The following is a 15,476-nucleotide window of genomic DNA, read 5'->3' on the forward strand; positions in this document are numbered from 1 at the left end:
TGCGCAACCATATTGACATTCCTTTCACAGGGTGTCATAATACTTGCGGAGATAGTATTTGGAATACTACAAAACTATACTCTGACTGAATCACAACAATTTCATATTGAACAGTTACCCCGCCGGAAATGGCGGAAAGCGAGCTTATATTTATTTAAGACATAAAATAAGACTCAGGGAATACGAAGAATAGCAAAAGCATTTGCAGGGACCAGTATGCCTTGACGAATGCTTTTTTTGTAAGGAGACCAATAAGAAATGACAGTTGAGATGTTAAAAGGAAAGATTCATCGTGCTACAGTAGTACAGGCCGAACTTGACTATGTTGGAAGTATTACTGTTGATGAAGACCTGCTGGAAGCGGCAGGAATTATGGAATATGAGAAAGTTCAGATCGTGGACGTAAATAACGGAAGCCGATTTGAAACTTATACGATCTGCGGCAAGCGCGGAAGCGGAATGATCTGCTTAAATGGTGCTGCGGCAAGATGCGTAAGTACTGGTGACAAGATTATTATCATGTGTTATGCACATTATGATTCTGAAGAAGCCAAAGAACATAAACCACAGGTTGTTTTTGTAGATGATGAGAATAAGATCAGCCGTGTTACAAACTATGAGAAACACGGATTGCTGAAAGATATGGCATAACTGCAAAAGTGATTGTAACCTATAAATGAAAATGAAATTTGTTGAATTCAGAACAAGAGGCTATCTCCTAATTTAGTTTTAAAAGGAGAACACCATGCAGGTAACAAAAACAGTAAAGGAAACAAGAGATTTAATTAAAAACTGGAAAAGAGAAGGAAAAACAATCGGTCTAGTACCGACAATGGGATTCCTGCACGAAGGACACGCAAGTCTGATCAAGAGATGTCGCGAAGAAAATGACATCGTTGTTGTATCTGATTTTGTAAACCCGACACAGTTTGGACCGACAGAAGATCTGGAAGCATATCCGAGAGATTTCAAACGTGACAGCGAACTCTGCGAGAGCCTTGGAGCTGATGTCATCTTTCATCCGGAACCGGAGGATATGTACCATGATCCACATGCCTTTGTAAGTATTGATACATTATCAGATACACTGTGCGGTAAGACAAGACCAATCCATTTTAAAGGTGTATGCACCGTTGTTTCTAAGTTATTTAACATTGTAACACCGGACAGGGCATATTTCGGTCAGAAAGATGCACAACAGCTGGCAATCATCCGCAAAATGGTACAGGATCTGAATTTTGATATCCAGATCGTAGGATGCCCTATCATCCGTGAGGAAGACGGACTTGCGAAATCATCCAGAAATACATATTTAAGTGAAGAAGAAAGAAAAGCCGCACTTTGTCTTTCAAGAGCTGTAAAAGCCGGTCAGAATATGATCTGTAAGGGAAGCAAAGCTGAAGAAGTATTAACAAAGATGCGCGAGATTATCGAAGCTGAACCTCTGGCAAAGATTGATTATGTATCTATGGTAGATGCACTGGATATGCAACCGGTAGAAATCGTAGAAAAAGACGTTCTGGTCGCCATGGCAGTTTACATCGGAAAAACCAGACTGATCGACAACTTTAGCTACGAGGTATAGCATATGGAAAATGTGATGAAAAAAGTAGGAAAAGCCAGTTCTTTTCTTACAAAATATATTGGAATTATTATCATCTGCTTCTCTGTGATCGCATTTTTCTGGCGCGACGGGTTCGCATGGACAACCAATTATACATCCATCTTTTTAGGTGTTGCCATGTTTGGCATGGGGCTTACAATCAAGATGGACGATTTTAAGAGAGTTTTTTCAAGGCCAAAAGAAATCGTGATCGGATTTGTTGCACAATATACGATCATGCCTGTTGTGGCATGGGGATTATGCCAGCTGATGCATCTTCCGACAGATCTTGCACTCGGCGTTATTCTGGTCGGATGTTGTCCTGGGGGAACAGCAAGTAATGTGATCACATATATTGCCGGAGGTGATGTGGCACTCTCTGTTGGAATGACGATCACTTCCACGCTTGCGGCCCCACTGATGACACCGTTATTAGTGTATCTGCTTGCCGGTGCCTGGGTAGAAGTATCTTTCCTTGCGATGGTAATTTCTGTTGTAAAGGTTGTACTGATTCCGGTCCTTCTTGGTATTTTGATAAACTGGATCTTTGGAAAGCAGATTCAGAAAATATCAGAAGTACTTCCACTGATTTCTGTTGTATCCATCGTAATGATCATCAGTGGAATCGTATCTGTCAATACAGAAAAAATCTTAAGCTGTGGTCTGCTCGTACTTGGAGTTGTAGCACTTCACAATCTCTGCGGAATGGGCATCGGGCTTGGCGCAGCAAAACTTTTACATATCGAATATGATAAAGCTACTGCGATTGCGATCGAAGTCGGAATGCAGAACAGCGGCCTTGCGATTTCTCTTGCAACAGCTAATTTTGTAGCCAATCCACTGGCAACGCTTCCGGGAGCGATCTTCAGTGTATGGCATAATATATCAGGCTCTTTATTCGCCGGGATCCGCCGTGGCGGAACTGGTACGAAAGAAGCTTGCCTGGAAGTAACTGAATAGATAAAAGAAAAGCAAACGAGGATAGGAAACTACTTTCTCCATCCCCGTTTGCTTTTCTTTAATTTCCTAATACTACTGCTATCTTAATCTCTTTCTCTGTATCGCTAAGATCCAATGATCCTCCATCTTCTACTGTAACATGTACTTCGTACAATGTATCTTCCGACAACTTCTCTGGTGTCTTTCCATCTTCTGTCTGAATCTTCCACAGATCTTCCGGAACCTCTGTCAGCTTACCGTCTTTTCCATAAGCATACAGCTTAAAGTCATCCGTTTTGCCTGCAAGCCCCTTCATTCGTATCGCCACAGTCGTACTCGGATGTACATTTTCTACCGTTATCGTATTCAGCCATCCTGCGACATTGCCCTTACCTCCGTCTTCCGTAAATTCTTCCTGCGTTAATATATTTCGCATTGCCTTGTCCAAATCTACTTTTCGGTAAGGCATTTCCGGAAGATATACGAACCGATCCTGCAGTCTGAGGAGTTCAAGATATCCTGTTGGACAGTATAATGCATTTCCACTGCTTCCTGCATACATACCGATTGCCATATTGTTATATCCCGGTTTATCTGACACATCCATTGAAAATGCAGTCTCACCGGTCTCAAAATCGATCATGATAAACTGCCACATGCCACTGTCCAGGTCCTGAACATAACCGTAAATGTATCCTGTTGCGGTTGAAAGCTTCATCATCGATGTATCCCGGATATCATCTCTGCACCAGATACTCTTCATTTCATATCCGTCCTCTGTCTTGATCGTATCAACACGCTCAACTCCCGGCATGACCATTTTATTTCCTTTCTGCAGCCAGTTTACATCATAGATATTTTCATATGTCTGTACAGATGAATCGTTATCTGCGTCCGCAAGCTTCGCACTTCCTGCTCCAAACCAGTTACATACGATTGTGCTGACTGTACCTTCACTGTTATCATATACGATTGCTGAATTTTCTACGGATACCTGCATTTCTTCCGGCAGCTCATCAATAACAGGTGTGCTTGCAACCTTTTCACCGGTCTTCATATCTAATGCCAGCAGATTCACCGGATTCTGATTATCTGTAAACATGACCAGATTACTGGTTAGTGACGGCGAACATCCACTTCCCCACGCCAGACCTCCTCCGGTCGTTTCATCACCTTCTTTGCTGTCTTTTGCCCCTGCACTTTCATACGGAGTACACCATTCTACCTGTACACCATTATCTGCTTTCAGCAGATAGCAGTTCTGATTTGTTAAGATGACCGCACCCTCTTTCGAAGAAGCTATTCCATTTTCTGCCCCTTCTCCAGGAGTTAATTCATATACAAATGTAGATGCTGTCAGATCAACCTCTTCTCCATTCAGAATTGCGTTGATCGCATCTCTGGAAATGTATCCCATCGCACCTTGCTGCTGACGTTCCGGATAGATTCTGAATCCGCCGGTTGCAAACCAGAGATTTCCCTCATAGTCAAACACTACAGATAATAAATTCTGATCCAATGTCTTTCCGGTAATCGCCTCTGCCGCTGCTTTAATATCAATATCCAGCACTTTTTCAAATTCCGGCAGCACATTTCCTTCCTCGTCTGTTGCTTTCAACATAAGTACATGATTGTTGCTTGTCGGACAAACCAGACGATTATTTTCATCAACAAAGGAATAGGAACTTTGTATCACATACCCTCCACCGTCATGCTGTTTTGGTGAGAAATATCCGATCGTCTGTGTTTCTTCTGCATTGATATCACGAATTGCAAGTCCTCCCAACAACGGAACAACTGAATGTCCATAATTGTCAAAAAATACCGCCGGAGATGCATTCGGATTCACCTTTTCATAAGAAACATTAATTTCTGGGTAAATACCAACAGGCAGTACCTCATCTGTTGAATCTGAATTATAACAATCATGGTGGATATTCGCATCATTTTTTGCCATATAAGGATTCTCATCGATTGCCTTTTGGGTAAGCGGTTTTATCGTTACTCCTGAGCTTACACTTTCTGTTTTTGTCTGTTCCTGTTTCACCTCATCTGTCTTTGGTTCATTCGATGAACAACCTGATGTCATTGCGACTGCTGATATAATAAATGCTAAAAGAATTGTTCGTTTTTTCATATTATTCGGCCTCCTTTTTCTCGTAATCTGTAACTGTTCAGAGCCAAGCAGAATTTCATAAAACAAGTGTAAAATGCTTGCATTTTTAAGACTGTTTTTGAAATTTTATTTGGCGGATACGCCACGCCGACGAAATGCGTAGCATTTTGAAGGTTGGCTCTGAACAGTTATGTTTTTATTATAAAAAAACATCTCTTATTTTCAATTCTTTTGGCACGAATCATGCTAAAATGGCACGAATTGTAAAAGACACCATCTCCTGACCGAACTACTTTTCAGCCAGAGATGGTGCCTTCGTTATCCACATTCTTCTGTTAAATGAAATCTTTTTTCCACATTTATTCCATGTTTTTCACATTCCGGATGTGGATTTCCCATTACTTTTCACACTGCGTGTGTCCAGCAACAATTTCTCTTCATTTTTAAAAATTAATATATCCCTGCAGCCAGATTGTACCTTTGAACCGTCTTCCGATCTCCGGCTCTCCCATCACGGAATCTGCCGGAACGCAGACATCAAATGTCAGTTCATTTACATTCAGACGCATCTGATACAGTCTCACACCTGTCATTCTGTTGATCCGCTCTCTCACTGCCAGGATTTCTCCCATGATCGAATACATATCACATTCTGCTCCAAACGGCATGAAATATGTGTCCACAATGGAAAATACATCTTCATTCGCCAATCTCTTTGACACCTTGGAATAGAGATCCATATCGTCAAATGTCAGCGTCTCGATTGCTGCCTGGTCGCCCTTGCGGGCTGCGTTCATCAATTCTCTTCTTGTATCTGACGCACGCTTTTCATTTAAAATCTGCTGCTCATTTTTATTAACCGGAAGCAGGATCGTTCCACCTTGTGCCAATCCTGAAAATGTCACTGAGGTCTGCACATCTTTTGCAAGACCAGCCTGTTTCTCCCGCATATATTCCACACCATTCTGCAGTGTGAAGATCAGACTGATTCCGATCTTAGAATCTTCACAAAGACCAACATACTGTTCTTTCTCAATCTTTCTCTGCACATCGATTTCTGCATACGTTGTAACTCCGCTTCCTTCAAAATACGGGAAATAATATGCAGCTTCAAAATGTTCCTCATCATCAAGTTCTCCGCAGAGTGTGATTCCTACATCCTGACCGAACTCTTTCTGGAATTCGCAGAAATCTTCGCCCGGTCTGTAGGATACAATTGTCTGATGTGTGAAATTCTCTTCTACTTCTTTTAAGAGCTTTTTCAGATCTTTTCTTGTTTGAATATTTTCAAATCCAATTGCTTTTAAATACTGATGCATATTTTATTTGCTTTATATTTCTTTATTTGTTCTTTGGTGTAATTTCTTTGTTTCCACCCATGTATGGCTGAAGAACTTCCGGAATTCTTACAGAACCATCTGCCTGAAGATTGTTCTCAAGGAACGCGATCAGCATTCTCGGTGGAGCAACAACTGTGTTGTTTAATGTATGAGCGAAGTAGCTTCCGTTCTCTCCTTTGATACGGATACCAAGTCTTCTTGCCTGGGCATCTCCTAAGTTAGAGCAGCTTCCTACCTCGAAGTATTTCTGCTGTCTTGGTGACCATGCTTCTACGTCAACAGATTTTACTTTCAGATCTGCAAGATCTCCGGAGCAGCACTCAAGTGTACGTACCGGAATATCCATAGAACGGAAAAGGTCTACTGTATTCTTCCACAGTTTGTCATACCATTCTTTGCTTTCTTCCGGTTCGCAGACAACGATCATTTCCTGTTTCTCGAACTGGTGGATTCTGTAAACTCCACGCTCCTCAATTCCGTGAGCACCTTTTTCTTTTCTGAAGCAAGGTGAATAACTTGTCAGAGTCTGTGGAACCTGATCTTTCTCCAATGTCTGTCCAATGAATTTACCAATCATGGAATGCTCACTTGTTCCGATCAGATAAAGGTCTTCTCCTTCAATCTTGTACATCATGGCATCCATCTCAGCAAAGCTCATAACACCTGTTACAACGTTGCTTCTGATCATAAAAGGCGGTACACAGTATGTGAATCCTCTGTTGATCATGAAATCTCTTGCATAAGAGATCACTGCTGAGTGAAGTCTTGCGATATCTCCCATCAGATAATAAAATCCATTACCTGCTACTCTTCTTGCAGCATCGAGATCGATTCCATTGAAAGATTCCATAATGTCTGTATGATATGGAACTTCGAAATCCGGAACAACCGGCTCGCCAAATCTTTCTACCTCTACGTTCTCACTGTCATCTTTACCGATCGGTACGGAAGGATCAATGATGTTCGGGATGATCATCATATTCTTTTTCAGTTTCTCTTCTACTTCTTTCTCTTCCTCTGAAAGTTCATTGATACGTCCATTGCTCTCTGCAACTTTCTTCTTCAGTGCTTCTGCTTCTTCAATCTTCTTCTGAGCCATCATTGCTCCGATTTCCTTAGAAGCTTTGTTTTTCTCTGCGCGAAGTGCTTCTACTTCCTGTTTGATTTCTCTGTTTCTCTTATCCAGTTCAATTACTTCATCAACAAGTGGAAGCTTCTCATCCTGAAATTTATTTTTGATGTTCTGTTTTACTACATCCGGATTATTTCTTACAAATTTGATGTCTAACATGTTATTTACCCTTTCCTGTCTAATTTCTTTTTTACTATTTATTTTTCTTGAAAAATAGCTTTCTCAAGACTTTCTCTTTCTTCCTCTGCCAGCTGAATTGTACTCTCACCTTTTACAATATCTTTCACATATGCATAACAGCCCTGACGGCTATGCATTATATTTAAGATCCATCCAGTATTGTTTTCATCTAACATTGTAATTGCAAAACTTAATTCGCCTCCCATTTCATGGAATGCATCATATTTTACGATTCCGACTTTCTGGTAATGCGTTTTCATTTTATTATAAAGTTCTGCAATCTCCTCACGGTTTTCTTCTACCTGATCTACGACTTCGTCGATCTTGTCAAACCGTTCAAAAATGGATTCCTCCAGTGATTTTCCATTCTTTCCCTTCATAAAGGTATTGAATACTTTTTCCAGGTGTTTATACTTATCATACACTAACACAAGTACGACAAGCAAGGCTACCTGCAAAATAAGTAAAATAAGAAATGCGTAGAATGGATCAATTCCCAGATTGCCAAATACTCCAGTCACTTCTACCATCTCCTTTTTAATTATGCTGGATTGTCATGAGCAACTCATAGATTCTTTCCAGATCATCCGGTGAGTAATACTCAATCTCAATCTTTCCTTTTCCATTTGCTTTCGCATGAACACTTACTTTTGTACCGATCAGACTCTTCATCTGCTCTTCAAGATTTGTGTATACGAACTGATTTTCTACTTCCGGCTTTTTTTCTTCCTTTTTCGGATTCTTCAGAGCCTTCACCAGTTTCTCTGTCTCGCGAACACTAAGCTTCTCATCAAAGATTTTGTTGGCAAGCATGTACTGCTGCTCTTCATCTTCGATTGCCAGAAGAGCTCTTGCATGGCCTGTACTGATCATATCGTCAATGATCATCTGCTGAACTCTGTCATTCAGTTTTAATAATCTCATTGAGTTCGTAACCGCAGTTCTGCTCTTTGACACTCGTTCAGCAACTTCATCCTGTTTCAAGTTGAATTCTTTCAACAGTCTCTTATAAGCCATTGCTTCTTCAATCGGATTCAGATTTTCTCTCTGAATATTCTCAATCAAAGAAATCTCAACAATTTCCTGCTCTGTAAATTCTTTTACGATAATTGGCACTTCTTTCAATCCTGCCAGCTTTGCCGCGCGCCATCTTCTCTCACCGGCAATAATTTCATAATAGTCCTTCTTCTTCTGAACAAGAATCGGCTGCAATACACCAAACTGCTTAATTGAATCTGCAAGTTCCATCAATGCATCTTCATCAAAATCTTTCCGTGGCTGTTCCCGATTTGGTTCAACTTTATTTATCTTCACCATGATCGGTCCTGCCTCTAAAATTTCTTCTTTCGGAGCTGCCTTTTTCTCGTCCGCTTTTACAGAAGGTTTTGCGCTTTTAACGTTTTTGTTTGGGATTAGACTATCCAATCCTTTTCCAAGTCCGCTCTTCTTCACAGGCATACTTATTCTCCTTTATTAATCACTTCTTCTGCTAAAAGCATGTAACTCTCTGTTCCTTTGGATTTTGGATCATACAGATTGATTGGAAGTCCATAACTTGGTGCTTCAGCCAGTCGGACATTTCTCGGAATAATTGTCTTATAAATATTTTGGTTCAGGTTATCTTTTACATTTTCCACTACCTGTAATGATAAATTTGTTCTTGCATCGTACATTGTAAATACGACACCTTCCATTTCAAGTTTCGGATTCAGTCTATCCTGAACAAGTTCAATCGTATGCATCAATTGACTTAATCCTTCCAGCGCATAATACTCACACTGAATTGGAACAATCACCGAGTCAGAAGTAGTCATTGCATTAATTGTAAGCATGCTCAATGCCGGAGGGCAGTCAATAATTATAAAGTCATAATTATCTTTTATCTTTTCAACTTCATCTCGTAAAATATATTCCTTATTGTCAACGCCAATCAGTTCAATCTCAGCGGCTGATAAATCAATACTTGACGGAAGCACATCTACACTCAGGTTTTCTATTGGTTCCTTGCAAATACACTCCTCAATTTTACACTTACCAATAATAAGTTCATAAATTGTCTTTTCAACCTCATTCTTATCAACGCCCAATCCACTGGACATATTTCCCTGAGGATCCATATCTATAGCAAGCACTTTTTTTCCCGAACTAGCTAAAGAGGCCGATAAGTTGATTGCTGTTGTAGTCTTACCAACTCCACCTTTCTGATTCGCAATTGCTATCACTCTACCCATTATTTTTACTCCTTTCTCTCGGACATTCATTATTATATCACCTTTCTTTTCATTAATCTAGAACTAATCAAATGTTTCACGTGAAACATCTTCCTTTTCATTTTTCTCATTTTCTAAAATGTTTCACGTGAAACATTGTGTTTTCTCAGTTATTTCTAGTACTGCATTTTGTAAATAACTGTATTATACGCGCAGGGTGCGGATTTGATTGTGCGGATCAAAAATGTTTCACGTGAAACATTTTTAGAGATAATCCACTATCTTCTATAATTAAACATTAAGATTTTTTCGCTTTATTTGAATTTAAGAATGTAGTATAATAAAGTAAGAGTTTCTTTTAATTCAGGCTCTTACTTTTATATAAAACAAACCACTATTATAATAAGGAAGGTGAATAATTTGAGTATTAAGAAAAAACTAACTTTTTTTACTACTTTAGCAGGAGTTTCTCTCGGTGCAATGCATATTGCCAACCGTGTATTAGAATATATCTCAACTGCTGATAAATTAATCAATTCTGATGAATATGAATACTATAACTGGAGATTTGGCAAAATCGCATATAAGAAAACTGGTGAAGGATCACCTTTACTTTTAGTGCATAATCTCAATGTATGTTCTTCTTCCTATGAATGGAGAAACAATATAGAGGAACTTGCCAAGTCCCATACTGTATATACAATTGATCTTTTAGGCTGCGGTTGTTCCGACCGTCCGGGATTAACATATACTAATTATCTGTATGTAGAATTAATCACGAACTTTATCAAACATATTATCGGAGAAAAAACTGATGTAATTGTTTCTGGTGAATCCTGTCCATTTGTACTAATGGCCTGTGCAAACGATGAAACAATTATAAATAAAGTTATTATGATAAATCCGCCGAATCTGGTAGACCTGGCAAAGATTCCTACAAAACGTAGTAAATTCATAAAGAATATCCTGTATTCTCCTATTCTGGGTACATTTATCTATAATATGTATGTAAATAAGAAGACAATTGCTCATGCCCTCTGCTCTTCTTATTATACTCAGAATGAAATTAGTGAAAAAGATATTCTCACCTACTTTGAAGCAGCACACAAAGAACATACAAATTCCAAATATCTTTTCGCCTGTCAAAAGACGAGATATACGAATGCAAATGTTCTTCACTGTCTGAATAAATTAAATAACAGCATCTCCATTATTGTAGGAAATAGTAATCCTGAAAATTCTTTGGCAGCCAGTGAATATCAGAACTATCTTCCTTCGATTGAAATTGCAGGAATGGCCAAAACCAAACAACTTCCTCATATTGAAAAATGTGACGAATTCATTGAAAATGTAGAAATTTTCTTGTCAGACGCTGAAGAATGTGAATAGAATATCGCATAAATTAGAAATTTTACTCGTATCATATTTTTTCTAAAAACTAGAGTTATCCACATTTTCCACATGAGATATCCACACAGAGTGAATATCTCATGTGGAAAATGTGGATAACTCCTTCTTTTTTTGAGGATATCTTCTTTTTAGACTTATTTTCTGACTATTTCGGCATTTTTCAACAATACACTCAAAAATGAAGACCTATTCACCAGAATGCCAGTAAACAGGTCCTCATATATTTGCTTATTTTAATGGTTCTTTTGCCGGTAATCCTGCTTTTCTAGGATATTTGCCCGGTGTCTGCTTTGTTTTTTTTATTTCAACAAGTGCACGACCCATGTCTGTTCCAGGTAATTGGAACTTATCCACATTCTTTACTTTTCCACCTAACAATGAAATCGCATGTTTTGCCTGATGGATTTCTTCTTCAGAATCTCCACTTTTATAAGAAACAAAACTGCCATTTACAGCTACAAATGGAAGGCAATACTCACTCAATGTTGACAGATTCGCAACAGCTCTTGAAACGCAGAGATCAAACTGCTCTCTGTATTCCTTTTTCTTTGCAAAATCTTCTGCTCTTCCATGAATTGTACTGATATTTTCCAATCCTAATTCTTCAATTACTGCCTCTAAGAACTTAATTCGTTTATTCAGTGAATCAAGAAGTACAACCTTCAGATGCGGAAATGCAATCTTCAGAGGAATCCCCGGGAAACCAGCTCCTGTTCCGATATCAATCACGCTCTGCACCTTCTGCATCTCCTGTGTTCTTGCGATTGTCAGACTATCTGTAAAGTGCTTCAGATTCACCTCATCATACTCCGTGATCCCTGTCAGATTCATCACTTTATTCCACTCAACTAGCATTTCATAATACTTGTCGAACTGCTGCTTCTGCCGCTCATTTAATGTGATTCCGATTTTTTCTAATTCTAGATCAAATTTACTCTGTGTGTTCTCTCCCACTATATTCTCCAATCATTATTTCCCACGGAACAGTTTCAACAATCCGACAATACCGTTCCGTAGAATATTATTATAGCATTTTTAGATTCTCATGTATTGCTTTAACTAACACTTTTATTTACTGCTTAAATATACAAGAAGCACGGACACATCTGCCGGTGAAACTCCTGAGATTCTGGATGCCTGGCCGATTGACGACGGACGGATCTGATTCAGTTTCTGCTTTGCCTCAAGACGAAGGCTCTGAATCTCATCATAATTAATATTTTCTGGAATTCTCTTGTTCTCAAGCTTCTTAAACTGCTCTACCTGACGCATCTGACGCTTGATATAACCGTCATATTTAATATTAATATCAACCTGTTCTTTCACATCATATGGCAGTTCTTCTCTGTGCTTATCGATCGGTGCGATCTTCTCATAAGACAACTCCGGTCTGCGTATCAGCTCTGCAAGTGTTGTTCCTGATGTCAGCGGTGTGCTTTCATATGATTCAAGCAATGCCTGTACAGCTTCTGTAGTACCTACATTTGTGTGCTCCACACGCTCGATCTCTTTCTCGATCATCTCTTCCTTTTTCAACAGTTTCTGATATCTCTCCTCATCGATCAGGCCCACCTCGTAACCAATCTTTGTAAGACGTATATCTGCATTATCCTGACGAAGAAGCAGTCTGTACTCTGCGCGTGAAGTCATCATACGATACGGTTCATGACTCTCTTTTGTGACAAGATCATCGATCAGAACTCCGATATACCCTTGAGATCTGTCGATCACGATACCTTCTTTTCCCTGCAGCTTTCTCGCTGCATTGATTCCTGCGATCAGTCCCTGGGAAGCAGCCTCTTCATAACCTGAACTTCCGTTAAACTGTCCACCACTGAACAGACCTTCAATCTCTTTGAATTCCAATGTACTCTTCAACTGTCTCGCATCAATGCAGTCATACTCGATCGCATACGCATTTCGCACGATCTTCGCATGTTCCAGTCCCGGCACACTTCTGTACATTGCATACTGGACATCTTCCGGAAGTGAACTGGACATTCCACCGACATACATTTCATTCGTCTCAAGTCCTTCCGGCTCGATAAACACCTGATGACGGTTCTTGTCCGGGAATTTCACAACCTTATCCTCGATAGACGGACAATATCTCGGTCCCGTACCTTCAATTGCTCCTGAATAAAGCGGTGAACGGTCCAGATTGCCACGGATGATCTCATGTGTTGTCTCATTCGTATAAGTCAGCCAGCAGGACGCCTGATCGATCTGAACACTCTCAGGATCTGTAGTAAACGAGAACGGTACAACCCTCTCATCTCCTTTCTGCTCCTGCATCTTGCTGAAATCAATCGTATTCTTATCAATACGCGCCGGTGTACCTGTTTTGAAGCGATACATCTTAATTCCGAGTGCTTTCAGGCTATCTGTCAGATAGTTGGCACTCTGAAGCCCGTTAGGGCCCGTATGTGTACTTATTTCGCCGTAAATACAGCGTGCCTTTAAATATGTACCCGTACAGAGTACAACGGCCTTACAGCGGTAAATAGCGCCTGAGTACGTCTGTACTCCTGTGATCTTCCCATCCTCTGCTAGGATCTCTGTCACTTCCATCTGACGGATATCCAGATTCTCCTGGTTCTGAAGCACCTGACGCATTGTTTTACTATAATTTGCCTTATCCGCCTGTGCACGCAGTGAATGCACGGCAGGACCTTTTGAACTGTTAAGCATCTTAGACTGGATAAATGTCTGGTCAATGACTTTTCCCATCTCTCCGCCAAGTGCATCCAGCTCTCTGACCAGATGTCCCTTTGAGCTTCCTCCGATATTCGGATTACATGGCATCAGTGCGATACTGTCCACACTGACCGTAAAGATCACTGTCTTAAATCCAAGTCTTGCAGTCGCAAGTGCAGCCTCACAGCCCGCATGTCCTGCGCCTACAACGACAACATCATATTCATCTTTATTTTCCCATACAGAACTTGCTGAATATTTCATTTACTAAATCTTCTCCTATTGATTCTCCGGTAATATTTCCAAGTGATTCATAGGCATCCATCAGATCGATCGAATAGAAATCCTCCGGCATGCCGGCGTCAATGCTGAAAATGACTTTCTTCATACTCTCTCTCGCATTGACCAATGCATTTTTCTGTCTTGCATTTGTAATATAAACCTCTTCATTGAATGAGAGATCTCCCTTTAAGAACATTGCTTTCACGGTGTTCTCAAGTTCCTTGATTCCCTGCTCTTCCTTCGCAGAAATCGCAATCACAGGAATCTGCTTCTGAACACCCTTTTGTGAAATCCTTTCGCGGATCATCTCTTCTGTCACTACAGTATCCAGATCCGACTTATTAAGCAGAATCACTGTTCTTTTATCATAAATCAAATCAAAGATTTTTTCATCATTTTCGTCAAGATTTCTTGATGCATCTACAACATAAATAATAAGATCTGCCTCTTTTGCGTATTCTTTCGCCTTATCGACACCCATTTTTTCCACGATATCGTCTGTCTGACGGATTCCGGCAGTATCAATGATATTCAAAGTCAGTCCCTGCAGACGGATCTGCTCCTCTAAGACATCTCTTGTCGTTCCTTCAATATCTGTAACAATCGCACGGTCATGACCCGCCAGAATATTCAGAAGGGATGACTTTCCTGCATTCGGTTTTCCAAGAATTACTGTCTGGATCCCCTCTTTCATGATCCTTCCATCATCCGAGGAATCAATCAGTTCTTTCAACTGATCGATCACCTCTTCTGCTGCCTCCTTTAGCACCTCACCATATCCATCGACACTGATATGCTCCGGATCATCCAGCGCAGTCTCAATAAACGCTGTATGATAAATAATCTTCTCACGGATCTCTTTGATCCTGTTCTTCACACTTCCCTTGAGCTGGCTGATCGAACTCTGCAATGCATACTCATTTTCTGATGTGATCACATCGATGACCGCCTCTGCCTGTGACAGATCCATCTTGCCGTTTAAGAATGCCCTCTTGGTAAATTCTCCCGGCTCTGCCGGTCTTGCTCCCGCCTTTAAGACCGTCTCCAAAACTCTGCTTACAACATAAGTTCCACCGTGGCAGTTGATCTCAACTGTGTCTTCTCCTGTAAATGTACGAGGTCCGCGCATCACCATCACAAGTACTTCGTCAACTGTCTCATCTCCATCCATTACATGTCCATAATGAATCGTATGCGTTGGCACTTCTGTAATCGTTTCTTTCCCTTTATATACACGATCTGCTATCTCCAGCGCTTCACTTCCGCTGATTCTTACAATTCCGATTCCCGAATTAGTCATACCTGTAGAAATCGCTGCAATCGTATCCTGATTCATGCCTTATTTCCTTTCTGTTTTCCTGCTCTGTACTCTGATTTCCTGCTTCCTATATTCTGATGATGTTGGGGGGCAAACTCCCCCAACTATGATACCTACGGATTGTCTCGTGCAATGCACTCCCACAATCCTGGTATCATCATATTTTACCATAGAAAAAAGGACGTTCCACACCTCACGAAAGTATCCGTGAAGCGTAAACGTCCTTTCGCTTCCGATTCATAAACAGTA

General features: G+C 40.3%; 13 protein-coding genes. 4 read left to right on the forward strand and 9 right to left on the reverse strand.

Going from position 1 to position 15,476, the window contains the following annotated elements:
• Positions 1–258 precede the first annotated feature (258 nt).
• From panD to LI162_RS02400, 3 genes are all read left to right on the forward strand, one after another.
• Positions 259–651 (forward strand): aspartate 1-decarboxylase, encoded by a 393-nt coding sequence (gene panD, locus LI162_RS02390; protein WP_020437124.1) that lies wholly within the window; start codon positions 259–261, stop codon positions 649–651.
• A 94-nt stretch (positions 652–745) separates the two neighbouring features.
• On the forward strand, positions 746–1,585 hold the full coding sequence (gene panC, locus LI162_RS02395; protein WP_155203458.1) for a pantoate--beta-alanine ligase: 840 nt from the start codon (positions 746–748) through the stop codon (positions 1,583–1,585).
• A gap of 3 nt (positions 1,586–1,588) precedes the next feature.
• Entirely contained in the window at positions 1,589–2,563 is a 975-nt protein-coding gene (locus LI162_RS02400) for a bile acid:sodium symporter family protein (RefSeq protein WP_155203456.1), read from the forward strand.
• 58 nt (positions 2,564–2,621) lie between these two features.
• On the opposite strand, the gene LI162_RS02405 is transcribed toward LI162_RS02400, so the two are convergent.
• From LI162_RS02405 to LI162_RS02430, 6 genes are all read right to left on the reverse strand, one after another.
• Positions 2,622–4,679 (reverse strand): hypothetical protein, encoded by a 2,058-nt coding sequence (locus LI162_RS02405; protein WP_155203454.1) that lies wholly within the window; start codon positions 4,677–4,679, stop codon positions 2,622–2,624.
• A 422-nt stretch (positions 4,680–5,101) separates the two neighbouring features.
• Positions 5,102–5,977 carry a DUF3881 family protein gene (locus LI162_RS02410; protein WP_020436473.1) on the reverse strand — a complete coding sequence of 292 codons (876 nt, stop codon included), beginning with the start codon at positions 5,975–5,977 and terminating at the stop codon, positions 5,102–5,104.
• A 22-nt stretch (positions 5,978–5,999) separates the two neighbouring features.
• Positions 6,000–7,289, reverse strand: coding sequence for a serine--tRNA ligase (gene serS / locus LI162_RS02415; protein WP_055145237.1), 1,290 nt, complete (start codon positions 7,287–7,289; stop codon positions 6,000–6,002).
• A 38-nt stretch (positions 7,290–7,327) separates the two neighbouring features.
• Positions 7,328–7,840: a DUF4446 family protein gene (locus tag LI162_RS02420; protein ID WP_054753588.1), complete on the reverse strand. Its 513-nt coding sequence runs from the start codon at positions 7,838–7,840 to the stop codon at positions 7,328–7,330.
• Between the two features lie 7 nt (positions 7,841–7,847).
• On the reverse strand, positions 7,848–8,768 hold the full coding sequence (locus LI162_RS02425; protein ID WP_020436476.1) for a ParB/RepB/Spo0J family partition protein: 921 nt from the start codon (positions 8,766–8,768) through the stop codon (positions 7,848–7,850).
• Positions 8,769–8,770: 2 nt separating this feature from the next.
• Positions 8,771–9,541 (reverse strand): ParA family protein, encoded by a 771-nt coding sequence (locus LI162_RS02430; RefSeq protein WP_020436477.1) that lies wholly within the window; start codon positions 9,539–9,541, stop codon positions 8,771–8,773.
• A 390-nt stretch (positions 9,542–9,931) separates the two neighbouring features.
• Here LI162_RS02430 and LI162_RS02435 point away from each other — a divergent pair, with 390 nt between their 5' ends.
• Positions 9,932–10,909: an alpha/beta fold hydrolase gene (locus LI162_RS02435; RefSeq protein ID WP_055157921.1), complete on the forward strand. Its 978-nt coding sequence runs from the start codon at positions 9,932–9,934 to the stop codon at positions 10,907–10,909.
• Between the two features lie 249 nt (positions 10,910–11,158).
• Here LI162_RS02435 and rsmG read toward each other — a convergent pair whose 3' ends face one another.
• The 3 genes from rsmG to mnmE all read right to left on the reverse strand — a co-directional run bounded on the left by rsmG (position 11,159) and on the right by mnmE (position 15,245).
• Positions 11,159–11,884 (reverse strand): 16S rRNA (guanine(527)-N(7))-methyltransferase RsmG, encoded by a 726-nt coding sequence (gene rsmG, locus LI162_RS02440; RefSeq protein WP_330582922.1) that lies wholly within the window; start codon positions 11,882–11,884, stop codon positions 11,159–11,161.
• A gap of 114 nt (positions 11,885–11,998) precedes the next feature.
• On the reverse strand, positions 11,999–13,891 hold the full coding sequence (gene mnmG / locus LI162_RS02445) for a tRNA uridine-5-carboxymethylaminomethyl(34) synthesis enzyme MnmG (protein ID WP_055165907.1): 1,893 nt from the start codon (positions 13,889–13,891) through the stop codon (positions 11,999–12,001).
• Positions 13,857–15,245 carry a tRNA uridine-5-carboxymethylaminomethyl(34) synthesis GTPase MnmE gene (gene mnmE / locus LI162_RS02450; RefSeq protein WP_015527676.1) on the reverse strand — a complete coding sequence of 463 codons (1,389 nt, stop codon included), beginning with the start codon at positions 15,243–15,245 and terminating at the stop codon, positions 13,857–13,859. The genes mnmG and mnmE overlap by 35 nt, the downstream gene beginning before the upstream one ends.
• Positions 15,246–15,476: the final 231 nt, after the last annotated feature.

The organism is Mediterraneibacter sp. 210702-DFI.3.120 (genome assembly GCF_020561005.1).
Lineage (GTDB): Bacteria > Bacillota > Clostridia > Lachnospirales > Lachnospiraceae > Mediterraneibacter > Mediterraneibacter faecis.

Bases quoted from the DNA above. Each gene is read 5' to 3' on its own strand.
- panD (WP_020437124.1), top strand. From the start codon at position 259: ATGACAGTTGAGATGTTAAAAGGAAAGATTCATCGTGCTACAGTAGTA.
- panC (WP_155203458.1), top strand. From the start codon at position 746: ATGCAGGTAACAAAAACAGTAAAGGAAACAAGAGATTTAATTAAAAAC.
- LI162_RS02400 (WP_155203456.1), top strand. From the start codon at position 1,589: ATGGAAAATGTGATGAAAAAAGTAGGAAAAGCCAGTTCTTTTCTTACA.
- LI162_RS02405 (WP_155203454.1), bottom strand. From the start codon at position 4,679: ATGAAAAAACGAACAATTCTTTTAGCATTTATTATATCAGCAGTCGCA.
- LI162_RS02410 (WP_020436473.1), bottom strand. From the start codon at position 5,977: ATGCATCAGTATTTAAAAGCAATTGGATTTGAAAATATTCAAACAAGA.
- serS (WP_055145237.1), bottom strand. From the start codon at position 7,289: ATGTTAGACATCAAATTTGTAAGAAATAATCCGGATGTAGTAAAACAG.
- LI162_RS02420 (WP_054753588.1), bottom strand. From the start codon at position 7,840: ATGGTAGAAGTGACTGGAGTATTTGGCAATCTGGGAATTGATCCATTC.
- LI162_RS02425 (WP_020436476.1), bottom strand. From the start codon at position 8,768: ATGCCTGTGAAGAAGAGCGGACTTGGAAAAGGATTGGATAGTCTAATC.
- LI162_RS02430 (WP_020436477.1), bottom strand. From the start codon at position 9,541: ATGGGTAGAGTGATAGCAATTGCGAATCAGAAAGGTGGAGTTGGTAAG.
- mnmG (WP_055165907.1), bottom strand. From the start codon at position 13,891: ATGAAATATTCAGCAAGTTCTGTATGGGAAAATAAAGATGAATATGAT.
- mnmE (WP_015527676.1), bottom strand. From the start codon at position 15,245: ATGAATCAGGATACGATTGCAGCGATTTCTACAGGTATGACTAATTCG.